Source organism: Dactylosporangium sp. CA-139114, assembly GCF_050955725.1.
Classification (GTDB): domain Bacteria; phylum Actinomycetota; class Actinomycetes; order Mycobacteriales; family Micromonosporaceae; genus Dactylosporangium.
In genome coordinates this window covers 1,074,780-1,086,962 of record NZ_CP192080.1, presented here as the reverse complement: position 1 = coordinate 1,086,962, position 12,183 = coordinate 1,074,780, and the positions used below count along the sequence as shown (strand labels likewise).

Sequence of the window (12,183 nt, the reverse complement as noted above, 5' to 3'; positions counted from 1 at the left end):
TGCCATCCCTTCGCAAGGCCCAATCTTGCGGAGGGCGCCCGTAAGTCACCCATTCGTGGGCACTCGCCGGAAAGATTCCACCGGAAGTCCGGCCTGCTCCGGGTGCCCGCTGCGATTTCATCCACAGCAACCCACACCGTTGCCCACACGGTTATCCCCAGGCTGTGCATAGTGTGTACGGTGCGGCTGGAGGAAGATCTTCCGATTACGCTCGGCGTGTCCCGTCTAACCGCACTTTCCCCGAGTGTCCGACAAGGCACACTCACCACGTTGGCCTAGCTGGTCAGCACCGGTGCGCGGGACGTGCCGGACCGAGATGAGGAGGGCATCGTGGCCGAGACCTACAACGGCTACTGCGTCAAGTGCAAGGAGAAGCGGGACTTCGAGGGCGAGATCGCCATCTCGAAGACCGGCATGAAGATGGCCAAGGGCGCCTGCCCGGTCTGCGGCACCACGGTCAACCGGATCCTCGGCAAGGCCTGAGCCCGGCGGCTCGCCACCCGATCGACCTCGCACCCGGCACCACCTCGAACTGGCCTGCGGCGCTGCACCGCACCGAATGCCCTCCCCGCCCGGCATTCGGCCCGGACCTGTCCAGCCTTTTCGACGGACATATCCGGAATATCGGGCAGCGGGGCGGGTCGAGCGAGTCCGGCATCCACGCCGGAGGGACCGAAAGCATCCCGCGCGAACCCCGCGCGATACATGGCCTTTGCCCCTTTCCCTGTGGATAACCAGCCCGCCGGCTGTGGATAACGCCGGCCGTCGGTGGATCGTCCTGTGGACAACCGCCGCCGGCCGGCGCCCGGCCGTGGCAGCGTTGCAGCATGCGACCGACGCTGCTCCCGGGGCTGCGACGCCTCTGGCGCGACGAGCGAACCGTTCAGCTGGGCACCGATCCCGCCACCGCCGTCGTGCTCGAGCTGGGCCACCCGGCCCTGGCCCGGGTGCTCGACCTGCTCGACGGCTCCCGCACCCTGCGCCGCCTGCTCGCCGAGGCCCGCCCGTTCGGGCTGGACGGGGCCGAGGTGCTCGCCCTCGTCGACACGCTGCGAGCCAGCGGCCTGGTGGTGGCCGCGCACGCACTGCTCCCGACCGGGCTGGACCGCACGACCGGTGACGGGCTCACCGCGGAGGCGGCCGCGATCAGCCTCCGCCTGCGCGAAGACCCCCGGGACCGCACGGCCGCGGGCGTGCTGCGCCGGCGCGGCGGAGCGCGCGTGATCGTGGCCGGCGACGGCCCGCTCGTGGCCCCGCTCGCCACCGCGCTGGCCGGGGCCGGGGTCGGGCACGTCGAGCCGCTCGTCGAGGGCCGCGCGACCGACGCGGACGTGGCCGTCGGTGGCCTCGGGCGCGACGACGTGGAGTCCTCGCGGGTCCTGGCCATCACCTCCGCCATCACGCGGCACGCACCCTGGGCGCGGCTCTCGGCCGGCCGCGGGGACGGCGTGGACTTCGTGGTCCGCGTGGGCGACCGGCGCCTCGACGCCCTGGACCGCCGCGGGGTGCGCATGCATCTCCTGCCGCGTCTCGAGGTCCAGGTCCGGCTGGGCACCGTGCTCGTCGGCCCCCTCGTGCGGCCCAGCCGCTCCCCCTGCCGCGGCTGCCTCGAGCTGCACCGGCAGGACCGCGATCCCGCCTGGCCCGCCCTCGCCGCACAGCTGGCGACCGCACCGCCCGGCATCGGCGAGCCGTGCAGCCTCACCACCGCGATGGCGGGCGCCGCGTTCGCCGCCGACGAGGTGCTGTCCTATCTCGACGGCGGCTCCCTGCGCACCGAGGCGGCCATCGTGGAGATTCCCCGCCCCGGCGAGTTCCGCCGCCGGGAGTGGAGCGCCCATCCACGCTGCGACTGCCGACGCCGCCGCCGGGGCCGGGGCTCCCGCGAGGGCGGCTCTTCGTGAACGCGACACGCGCACACCGCAAGGACGGCTCACCGTGAACGCGACATGCGCACACCGCCAGGACGGCTCTGCGAACGCGACACGCGCACGCCGCGAGGACGGCTCACCGTGAACGCGAAAGGAGCACGCCACGAGGGCGGTTCTCCATTTGGGCGGCGCTCCTGGAAGCCGGCGCCCCGCGGAAGCCGACGCCCCGCGGAAGCCAGCGCCCCGCGGAAGCCAGCGCCCCGCGGAAGCCAGCGCCCCGCGGAAGCCAGCGCCCCGCGGAAGCCGACGCCCCGTGGAAGCCGGCGCCCCGCGGAAGCCAGCGCCCCGCGGAAGCCAGCGCCCCGCGGAAGCCGGCGCCCCGTGGAAGCCGGCGCCCCGTGGAAGCCAGCGCCCCGTGGAAGCCAGCGCATCGACACGGGGACCACCGTCGGACTTGCGCTGGTCGATCTGCGTGGCGCGCACACTGTGACCGCCGTCTCCACGGACGCGTCCGGCCCGGTGCACGGCCTGTCCGACGGCGGCCAACGCCGGCCCGCACACAACCGGGGAGCGCCCGCATCCGGCCCGTTGCGTGGCGTGTCCAGCGGTGGGAATGGGCGGCACGAGCACGCTGTGACTGCCGTCGCCGTCGTCGGGGTGGCTCGAGCGGGTAAGAATGACTTGTGACCGAGATCCCCAGGGGCGCAGTCGCCCGCACCGCACGGCTGGCGTCGCTGCCCCTCGGACTGGCCGGACGGGCCGCGCTCGGGCTGGGCAAGCGCGTCACGGGCATGGCCGCCGACGTCGTCTCCGCCGATGTCCAGCGCCGCACCGCCGAGCACCTCTTCAGCGTCCTCGGGCAGCTCAAGGGCGGCGCCATGAAGATGGGGCAGGCGCTGAGCGTGTTCGAGGCGGCCCTGCCCGAAGAGCTCGCCGGGCCCTACCGCGCCGCCCTGACCAAGCTGCAGGAGGCCGCCCCTCCGCTGCCGGCCGCCAGCGTGCACAAGGTGCTCGCCGAGTCGCTCGGGGCGGACTGGCGCGAAAGGTTCAAGGAATTCGACGACAAGCCGGCCGCCGCCGCGTCGATCGGCCAGGTGCACCGGGCGGTGTGGTCCGACGGGCGCGACGTGGCCGTCAAGGTGCAGTATCCGGGCGCCGGCGAGGCGCTGCGCTCCGACCTCAACCAGCTGGCGCGCTTCGCCGGGCTCTTCAAGGCGATCCAGCCGGGCCTGGACGTCAAGCCGCTCGTGGCCGAGATCCGCGACCGGGTCACCGAGGAGCTGGACTACGAGCTCGAGGCGCGGTCGCAGAGCGCGTTCGCCGCGGCCTTCGCCGATGATCCGGACATCTTCGTGCCCCCCGTGCTCGCCTCGTCCCCCCGCGTGATCGTCACCGAATGGGTGGAGGGCACGCCGCTGTCGGCGATCATCTCGGGCGGCAGCGAGGAGCAGCGCAACCGGGCCGGGCACCTCATGGCGCTGCTGCACTTCTCCGCCCCCGCCCGGGCCGACATGCTCCACGCCGATCCGCACCCGGGCAACTACCGCCTGCTCGACGACGGCCGCCTCGGCGTGCTCGACTTCGGCGCGGTCGCGCACCTGCCCGGCGGGCACCCCGAGATCATCGGCCGGCTCACCCGCCTGGCCCTGACCGGCGACGCCGAGGCGGTGCTCGAGGGCCTGCGGCAGGAGGGCTTCATCAAGGGCGACGCGAAGGTCGACGCGCCCGCGGTGCTCGGCTACATCCGGCCGATGCTCGACCCGATCGCCGAGGACGAGTTCCAGTTCACGCGGGCCTGGCTGCGCGCGGAGGCGACCCGGCTGGCCAACCCGAGGAGCCCCGCCTACGCGCTGAGCCGCCAGCTCAACCTGCCCCCGTCCTACATGCTCGTGCACCGCGTCACGCTCGGCTCCATCGGCGTGCTTTGCCAGCTCGAAGCCAAGGCCGCCTACCGCACCATCCTCACCGACTGGCTGCCGGGATTCGCCGAGGCCGAGGCAAAGAAGCCACGCCGCAAAAAGTAGCCGGGAAGCAAGAAGCAGCCGTGGCGCAAGAAGGCGTCGCGGCGCATGAACGCGTCGCGGCGCAAAGTAGTGGGAGTCGCGGCGTGAGCGGGCAACCGCCACGTACGCGAACAAGCAACCAAGCAGGCCGCCGCAGAACCAGGAAAGCCGGCGAACCGGCGAACAAGCCGGCGAAGAGCGCGCTGACATGCGAGCGAACGAGCAGGACACGGCAACGGGCCCCTTCACGCCGAAGGGGCCCGTTGCTCATCGGTCACATCAGGGTCGGGTCAGGTGACGCTCCTGCTCGCGACGCGCGCGCATGGCGACCTGGCGGGCGGACGGGTAAGCCTCAGAGTGGATCGCAGTCTGAGGCCGACGCATTCGCGCTCTCGACAGTGCTTCGTGCAGTAGTTGCAAGGACATCGCGGAACTCCTGGGTCGGTCGGTGACGAACTCGGTGGAACGAAGCCGGGTCGGCTGCGCGGCGCGCAGTCCTCGGCTGGCCGGTCGGCGATGTGCGCTCATCTCAGGCCGCCACACCGGCGACCACGGCCGCCGTACGGGCGGCAACCTCGCCACGCAGGACGGCGTCGCGAGCGACGTCCTCCTTGCGCGGGCGGCCCCGCGGACGCTTGCGCGGCACCACGGCGCCGCGCTCGAAGATCTCGCCACCCCAGACACCCCAGGGCTCGGCGCGCTCGATCGCGCCCGCCAGGCACTCGGCGCGGAGCGGGCACTCCACGCAGAGCGACTTCGCGAGCTCGAGCTCCGCCGGCGAGTCGGCGAACCACAGGTCCGGGTCGAAGGTGCGGCACGGCAGGTCGGACTTCACAACACCCCGCGCAGCCGCGCGGAGACGCTCGTCCGAGGCCGGGTCGACGCGCACGTCGATCGATGCCAAGGCCAGACTCATCCCGGTCACCCCTTTCTGTTGGTCGATCGTTTGGTGTGATCGTTCGGTGCAAATAAATGAGGCCGCGGATCCCGGTGTCGGGTTCCGCGGCCTCGAGGTGAGCCGGTGAGTCGGTCTTGTTAGACCGGCCTGCCTCGAGGTGGTATGCCGCGGACTCCGCCATTGGGCTTCGGAGCCGTCATGTCGTGCTTCGCGCTGAACCCAGTGGTCCCCTGAACCTGGATCCCGCGCGGGTCGAGCAGCGTGGTGCTGATATCGGTGTCGTCGATCCGGACCTCGGCCTCGGTCACCCGAACCGTCAGATCCGTCCGGACCGACCCGGTAGCGCGCTCGACGCGCGCGGCCGGAACCAGAACAGCCGGAACCAGAGCAGCCGGAACGACGGCAGCCGGAACGGCAACCGGCGCCGGAGCGACGGAGGAGGTGGCGAGGACGGACTCCTGCCATAGCAACGAGACGGTCGGCGAGACTGAGCGGGCCGGCGCTTTCGACGCGCAGAGGGCAGACAGCAGCGCGCGCCGCTCCAGGGTTTGATAGAGCTTCACGGGTGCCACCTTCTCTCCGCAGATCGTCGTGGTGCGACGGCCGGTCTTCCGGCGTCGTGTTCGCAGGCTATGCCGTGCCTCAACGGTAGGGCAAACGATTTATCGGGGAAAGTTTTTTGTCAGGTTCCAAGCCAGGAACAACCCCGGGGCAACCGCTCGCGCCGGTCCTCAGTGTGCCACGTCGAAGCAGCTCATGGTGGCCCGACACGGTCAAAGTTCATCGATGGATGCGGCCAGCTCGTCGACGCTCGTCCCCCGTACGAGCGCGAGCACGTCGTCGCCGTACAACATCAGCTTCCGCGGCCCGATCCCCCCGATGGCGGCGAGCTCCTCGCGGCGCGACGGCCGCCGCTCGGCGATCGCGGACAGGGTCACGTCGGTGAAGACCACGAACGCGGGCACCTTCTGGATCGCGGCCAGCCGCGCCCGCCAGTCCAGCAGGCGGCCCAGCAGCTCCTCGTCGAGATCCGACGGGCAGGTCGAGCACCGGCCGAGCTTGCGGTCGGCCCCGTTGACCAGCCCGGTGCCGCACACCCGGCACGACACGGCCATGACCCGCCGGACCCGCCCGGCCACCGCGGCCTTGTCCAGCGGCCGGCGCGGGCCCGCGGCGGCACGGCCCGCCGAGGAACCGGACGCGGCCCCCGCCGGGACCGTCGAGGGCACGAACCGGCTCGGGCGCCGGGGCCGGCCGCCCGGAGTCCGCGCCGCGGCGTGCGAGAGCCAGAGGGTGTGGCGGGCGCGGGTGACGCCGACGTACAGCAACCGCCGCTCCTCCTCGACCGCATCGGGCGTGCGGGCGTGGATGACGGGCAGCGTCCCCTCGGTGAGCCCGACGAGGAACACCGCGTCCCACTCGAGGCCCTTCGCGGAGTGCAGTGACGAGAGCGTGACGCCCTCGACGGTCGGCACGTGCTGCAGCGCCGCGCGCCGCTGCAGCTCGGTGTTGAACTCGTCCAGCGAGAGCGTGGGCATGCCCTCGGCCAGGCTCACGAGCGCGGAGACGGCCTCCCAGCGCTCCCGCTGGGCGCCACCGGCGGGCGGGGCGTCGGGGCGCCAGCCGACCCGCTCCAGCGCGGTGTGCACGGTGGCGACCAGCCCGTCGCCCTCCTCGCCGCGGTAGGAGCGCAGCGCGATCATCGCCTCGCGGACCTCGGTGCGCTCGAAGAAGCGCTCGGTGCCGTGCACCACGTAGGGGACGCCGGCCTCGGCCAGCGCCTCCTGGTAGACCTCGGACTGGGCGTTGACCCGGAACAGCACGGCGATCTCGCGGGCCGGGGTGCCGGCGGCGATGAGCTCCGCGCAGCGCGCCGCGACCGCCGAGGCCTCCTCCGGCTCGTCGGCGAAGGTGCGCACGGTCGGCTCCGGGCCGGGCGGGCGCTGCCCGACGAGCTCCAGCCGCAGCCGGGACAGCTCGCCGCGGGCCCGGGAGATGACGGCGTTGGCGAGGCCGACCACCTGCGGGGTGGAGCGGTAGTCGCGGGTGAGCCGCACGACCGTGGCGCCCGGATGGCGGCGCTGGAAGTCCACGAGGTAGGACGCGCTCGCCCCGGTGAACGAGTAGATGGTCTGGCTGGCGTCGCCGACCACGGTGACGTCGTCGCGCCCGCCCAGCCAGGCCTCGAGGAGCCGCTGCTGCATCGGGTTGACGTCCTGATACTCGTCGACGACGAAGTGCCGATACTGCGACCGCACCTGCTCGGCGACGTCGGGGTGCTCCTCGACGGCCCAGATCGCGGCCCGGATCATGTCCTCGAAGTCGATCACGCCCGCGGCGCGCTTGGCCCGCTCGTAGTGTGCGTAGATCTTGGCGACCAGGGCCCCGTCGAACGGCGGCTCGCGCAGCGCCTTGGCGGCCGCCGCGGCGTAGTCGTCCGGCTCGATCAGCGACGCCTTGGCCCACTCGATCTCGCTCGCGAGGTCGCGGAACACCTCGCGGTCGGTCTTCAGCCCGGCCTTGGTCGCGGCCAGGCTCACCAGCCGGGCCTTGCTGTCCAGCAGCTCGGGCATGTCGCGGCCGGAGAAGAGCCGGGGCGCGAAATACCGCACCTGGCGCAGCGCCGCCGCGTGGAACGTGCGCGCCTGCACCCCGCCGGCGCCGAGGCGGCCCAGGCGCTCGCGCATCTCGGCGGCGGCCCGGGCGGTGAACGTGACGGCGAGGACATGCTGGGCCCGGACCTGCCCGGACCGGACGCGATGGGCGATGCGGTGCGTGATCGCCCGGGTCTTGCCGGTCCCCGCACCGGCGAGGATGCACAGGGGCCCCGCCGGGGCGGTCACCGCGATGGACTGGTCCCGGTCCAGTCCCGCGAGAATCTCTGAGGAGTCCGCCACAGCTGGACATCATTCCAGCTGGGTACGACGTTATGCGGTATCGCCTTGTGTGACCCCGCCGATGCTTTCTGGAGGAACAACCCATGCTGACCATGTACTCGACCACCTGGTGCGGGTATTGCCACCGGCTCAAGACGCAGATGGACCGCGAGGGCATCCAGTACGAGGTCGTCGACATCGAGCGGGACCCGGAGGCGGCCAAGTTCGTCGAGACCGTCAACGGCGGCAACCAGACGGTGCCGACCCTGCGCTTCGACGACGGGACCTCGATGACCAACCCGACGATCGTGCAGGTCAAGAAGCATCTGGAAACCGTCGGTAGCTGAACGGGAACAAATCCGTTACGGTGGCTGGCTAGATAGCCGGGAGGCTATGCATTCCTGAGGTTGGGAAGGCCGGCCACCATGCGGGTTGCCCGTCTGTACGCCGTGCGCAACGCGCCGGAGCGCCCGCGGGTGGCGGATCCCGAGCGACGCCGCCTGATCGCGGACTACCTCGCCGGCGGCACGACCATCGGCCGCGGCCACGGGCCCTCGGTGCTGCACACCGACGGGCTGTGGCTGTGGCCGGAGCGCTTCGTGGCCGACATCCTCGACGACGGCCTCGCGCCCGAGCCGGACCTCCTCGTGCGCATGCACGCGTACGCCTACCGGCCTGGGCGGCCCGAGGCCGGGGAGCGGCTCAACGACGAGGCCATGCGCTCCTGGCGGGCCGGGCCGCCGGGCGAGCCGCGGCTGCTGGTGACCTACTTCGTGCGGGTCAGCGCCGAGACGACCCCGCAGCGCCCGCTGTCGCTGCTGCGCCGCACGGTCACGCCCGACGGCGGGGTGACCGAGGAGGCCGTCTGGCGCGACCTCGCCTGGCACCCCACCAACGCCTTCGTGAGCCAGCGCATCGACGACGAGCTGCGCGAGGTGCCCCCCGAGCACGCCGCCGCGGTGCTCGACCGCTGGTGCGCGGCCTGGCACCGGGAGGCGCTCAGCCGTAGAGCCAGGACGTGATCAGGTAATGCGCGATCGAGGCCCGGAACGGCAGCCCGAACGCCTTGGACTCGCCCTCGAGCACCGCCGCGATCTCGCGCCGGGTCAGCCAGCGCGCCTCCGCGATCTCCTCCTCGTCGACCGTGATCGCTGCGCCGGCCGGGGCGAGCGCGTGGAAGCCCAGCATCAGCGAGCCGGGGAACGGCCACGGCTGGCTGGCGAGGTACGTCACCTCGTCGACCCGGACCCCGACCTCCTCGAGCACCTCGCGCGCCACGGCCATCTCGGCGGACTCGCCGGGCTCCACGAACCCGGCCAGCGTCGAGAAGCGCGGCACGGTGGCGCCCAGCGCCTTCCACTGCGCGTTGAACCCGAGCAGGCAGCGCCCCTCGGGCCCGTCCACGCCGTCGTGCACGAGCATGATCACGGCGGGATCGGTGCGCGGCCAGAGCGTCTCCTCGCCGTCCTCGGTCACCCGCACCCACCCGCCCTGCGCGGGGCGGGTCAGCTTGCCGCTGAGCGGGCTGTACGGGTGCCGTGCGTGCCAGTTGGCCAGCGCGACCGCGGTGATGAAGATCTCCGCGGGCAGCGCGGTCAGCGCCGCGCCGACCTCCCGGACGTTCACCCGTGCGGTGCCCTCGGGCGCGGTGACGTCCGCGGCCACGGCGAAGTACACCGTGCCGTCGGCCTCACCGAGGAAGAACCGCTCCCCCGCGGGCGCCGCGGCCGCGTCGATCAGCACCAGCTCCGGCGGCTCACCCGGGTGGACCAGCACGTGCCCGTCGTCGACCACCACGATCCGGGCGCGCTCGAAGGCCTCGGCCAGCCAGGCCTCGTCGGTGCGCCGGTGCGCGGCCCGCTCGAGCGGGCCGCGCGCGAACGACGGAGCGTCCGGGACGATCGCCGTCATGACTCCGAGGCCCGCCGCACCGGGGTGAGCGCGGCCAGCGAGGCCTCGACCTTGGCCGCGTCGCCGAGCACGACGGCGGCGGCCCGGGACGGGGCCAGGTACTGCGCCGCGGCCGCGGCCACCTCGTCCTTGCCGGCCTTGGCCAGCTTGGCGGCGTGCTCGGCCAGGTAGTCCAGCCGCAGCCCGAAGCCCGCGTAGGTCGAGACCAGCCCGGCCAGCCCGGCCTGCGTGGACATCCCGAGCTGCAGTGTCCCCAGCGCGTACTGCCGCGCCTGCTCGAGCTCGTCGTCCTTCGGCGGCAGGCTGGCGATGCGGCCCAGCTCGTACAGGGTCTCCAGCAGGGCCGGGCCGGTCACCTCGGTGGCGACCTCGGCGGAGACCACGAGCGCGGAGCCGGCGACGGAGTGCTCGATGAGCGAGTGGGGGCCGTACGTGTACCCCTTGTCCTCGCGGATGTTCTCGACCCAGCGCGAGGAGAAGTACCCGCCGAAGACCAGGTTCGCCAGCTGGAGCGCGGCGTGGTCGGGGTGGCGGCGCGACACCGCCGGCAGCGCCAGGCGCAGCGAGGACTGCACCGAGTCGGGCCGGTCGACCAGGGTCAGCGGGCCCGGCTCCAGCGCCGGGGCGGGCGGCAGCTCGGCCGGGTGGCCGCCGCCGTTCCACGTGCCCAGCATCCGCTCGGCCGCGGCGATGGCCTGCTCCGGCTCGAGGTCGCCGACGATCACGAGCGTCGCGCCGGCCGGGTGCAGCCGCTCGCCATGCAGCGCCCGCAGCTCGTCGGGCACGACCGCCTCGACCCGCTCCGGGCTCGGGGTCTGCACCGCGTAGGGGTGGCTGCCGTACATCCGCTTGAGCAGGGCGACCCGGGCCAGGTGGCTCGGCTGGCTCTGCGCGACGCGGATGCGGTCGACGAGACGGGCGCGCTCGGTGCCGACCTCCTCGGCGGGGTACGCCGCGTCGGTGAGCACCCCGGCGAGGATCTCCAGCAGCCGGTCCAGCCCGTCGACCAGGGCGTTACCCGAGATCAGCAGGCGGTCGGGGTCGGCCCCGGCGGACAGCCCGCCGCCGACCTTCTGCAGCTCGGCCGCGATGTCGACGGTCGACATGGTCGAGGTGCCGGACAGCACCGTCTGGGTCAGCAGCGCCGCCCGGGCCAGGTCCGCCTGGGCGAAGGGCACCCGGAGGCGTACCTCCGCCAGCGGCACCGACGAGCGGCGCACGGCGATCACGGTGAGCCCGTTGTCCAGCGTGTGCTCGGTGGTCGCCGGCACCTTGAGGGCCCGGTTGGGGCCGAGCACCGGCAGGGCGCGCAGGGGCGTTGTCACAGTCACTTGGCTCCTCCGGCGATGACCTCGACCGCGGCGCGGCGGGACGGCACGAGCTGCGCCGCGGCGGCGACGATCTGCTCCTCGGTGACCTCACCGATCAGCGTGTGCAGCGTGTTGAGCAGCTCCGGCTCGCCGCGCTGCTGCTCCAGCACGGCCATCTGCAGCGCGCGCCCGAGCACCGCGTCGGTGTCACGCAGCAGGTGGGTGGCCATGCGCGCCTGGGTCCGGCTCAGCTCGTCGGGGGCCAGCCCGTCACTCGCGATCCGGGCGGACTCCTCCTCGATGCTGCGCAGCACCTTGTCCACGTCGCCGCCGGGAGGAAGGTGGGCCTGCAGCACCAGGGCGGTGGGGTCGCGCACCGCGAACGGCTCGCCCATGAAGCCGATGTACCCCCCGACGCTGGTCACCGACCGGTCCCGCAGCACCAGCCGCTCGACCAGCCGCGACGCGTCGCCGTCGGTCAGGACCTCGGCGAGCACCACGTAGGGCAGGTAGGCCTGAAGGTCGCTGACCGGGTCGGGCACCCGCCAGGCGGCCGCGATCGCGGGCAGCGGGGCCAGCCGGTCCTCGTAGGTGGAGCGGCGCTCCGCGGTGAGGTCGGGCTCGGCGAAGTCCGGGCGCACCGGCGCGGGCCGGGCCGGGACGTCGCCGAAGTGCCGCTCGACCAGCTCGGTCGCGGTGGCCACGTCGAAGTCGCCGGAGACCGCGAGCACCGCGTTGCCACAGGCGTAGTACCGGTCGAAGAAGTCGGCCGCGTCGGCCACGGTCGCCGACTCGAGGTCCTCGAAGGAGCCGTAGCCGTCGTGCGCGTTGGCGAACGTGTCGAACATGACCGGGGGCAGCCGCAGCCAGGGGAAGCCGCCGTAGGGCCGGTTGAGCACGTTGACCCGGATCTCCTCCTTGACCACGTCGATCTGGTTGCGGAGGTTCTCCTCGGTCAGCCGGGGCGCGCGCATCCGGTCGGCCTCGAGGAACAGGGCCCGCTCGAGCGCGTTGGAGGGCAGCGTCTCGAAGTAGTCGGTGTAGTCGAAGTGCGTCGAGCCGTTGAAGGTGCCGCCCGAGCCCTGCACGTGGCGGAAGTGGGCGAGCTTCTCGAGGTTCTCCGAGCCCTGGAACATCAGGTGTTCGAACAGGTGGGCGAAGCCGGTGCGCCCCTGCGGCTCGGATCTGATGCCGACGTCGTAGACCACCGCGACGCCGACGACCGGCGCGGCGCGATCTGGGGTCAGCACCACCCGCAGGCCGTTGGGCAGGGTGAAGCGCTCGACGGGGTACTTGGAAGCCGGGATCCGCACA

11 protein-coding genes are annotated in these 12,183 nt (G+C 72.8%); 5 read left to right on the top strand and 6 right to left on the bottom strand.

All coding sequences use genetic code 11. The annotated features are described in order from the left end of the window. The first annotated feature begins 327 nt into the window (after positions 1–327). The 3 genes from ACQP2P_RS04940 to ACQP2P_RS04930 all read left to right on the top strand — a co-directional run bounded on the left by ACQP2P_RS04940 (position 328) and on the right by ACQP2P_RS04930 (position 3,895). Positions 328–483: a DUF5679 domain-containing protein gene (locus ACQP2P_RS04940; protein ID WP_425516560.1), complete on the top strand. Its 156-nt coding sequence runs from the start codon at positions 328–330 to the stop codon at positions 481–483. Between the two features lie 344 nt (positions 484–827). After that, positions 828–1,904: a hypothetical protein gene (locus ACQP2P_RS04935; protein WP_433613694.1), complete on the top strand. Its 1,077-nt coding sequence runs from the start codon at positions 828–830 to the stop codon at positions 1,902–1,904. Positions 1,905–2,554: 650 nt separating this feature from the next. After that, a complete protein-coding gene (locus ACQP2P_RS04930) occupies positions 2,555–3,895 on the top strand; it encodes an ABC1 kinase family protein (RefSeq protein WP_433613692.1) in 1,341 nt (446 codons plus the stop codon). A gap of 508 nt (positions 3,896–4,403) precedes the next feature. Here ACQP2P_RS04930 and ACQP2P_RS04925 read toward each other — a convergent pair. The 3 genes from ACQP2P_RS04925 to ACQP2P_RS04915 all read right to left on the bottom strand — a co-directional run bounded on the left by ACQP2P_RS04925 (position 4,404) and on the right by ACQP2P_RS04915 (position 7,669). Further along, entirely contained in the window at positions 4,404–4,790 is a 387-nt protein-coding gene (locus tag ACQP2P_RS04925) for a WhiB family transcriptional regulator (protein ID WP_433083485.1), read from the bottom strand. Between the two features lie 119 nt (positions 4,791–4,909). Continuing rightward, complete coding sequence (locus ACQP2P_RS04920; RefSeq protein WP_433613690.1) at positions 4,910–5,335, bottom strand: hypothetical protein; 426 nt, start codon at positions 5,333–5,335, stop codon at positions 4,910–4,912. Between the two features lie 210 nt (positions 5,336–5,545). Then, positions 5,546–7,669 carry an ATP-dependent DNA helicase UvrD2 gene (locus ACQP2P_RS04915; protein ID WP_433613688.1) on the bottom strand — a complete coding sequence of 708 codons (2,124 nt, stop codon included), beginning with the start codon at positions 7,667–7,669 and terminating at the stop codon, positions 5,546–5,548. 83 nt (positions 7,670–7,752) lie between these two features. Here ACQP2P_RS04915 and ACQP2P_RS04910 point away from each other — a divergent pair, with 83 nt between their 5' ends. Together ACQP2P_RS04910 and ACQP2P_RS04905 are read left to right on the top strand one after the other, a co-directional pair. Beyond that, a complete protein-coding gene (locus ACQP2P_RS04910) occupies positions 7,753–7,995 on the top strand; it encodes a mycoredoxin (RefSeq protein ID WP_433613686.1) in 243 nt (80 codons plus the stop codon). Between the two features lie 78 nt (positions 7,996–8,073). Next, the gene (locus tag ACQP2P_RS04905) at positions 8,074–8,670 is read left to right on the top strand and encodes a hypothetical protein (RefSeq protein ID WP_433613684.1); all 597 of its coding nucleotides are present in this window, start codon (positions 8,074–8,076) and stop codon (positions 8,668–8,670) included. Here ACQP2P_RS04905 and nudC read toward each other — a convergent pair. Genes nudC through ACQP2P_RS04890 form a run of 3 tightly spaced genes read right to left on the bottom strand, consistent with a single transcriptional unit; the run spans position 8,648 to position 12,182 of the window. Then, on the bottom strand, positions 8,648–9,559 hold the full coding sequence (gene nudC, locus ACQP2P_RS04900) for an NAD(+) diphosphatase (RefSeq protein WP_433613682.1): 912 nt from the start codon (positions 9,557–9,559) through the stop codon (positions 8,648–8,650). The two genes, ACQP2P_RS04905 and nudC, sit on opposite strands and share 23 nt — an antisense overlap. Further along, complete coding sequence (locus tag ACQP2P_RS04895) at positions 9,556–10,890, bottom strand: M16 family metallopeptidase (protein ID WP_433613680.1); 1,335 nt, start codon at positions 10,888–10,890, stop codon at positions 9,556–9,558. The genes nudC and ACQP2P_RS04895 overlap by 4 nt, the downstream gene beginning before the upstream one ends. Beyond that, complete coding sequence (locus ACQP2P_RS04890) at positions 10,887–12,182, bottom strand: M16 family metallopeptidase (protein WP_433618985.1); 1,296 nt, start codon at positions 12,180–12,182, stop codon at positions 10,887–10,889. The genes ACQP2P_RS04895 and ACQP2P_RS04890 overlap by 4 nt, the downstream gene beginning before the upstream one ends. Position 12,183: the final 1 nt, after the last annotated feature.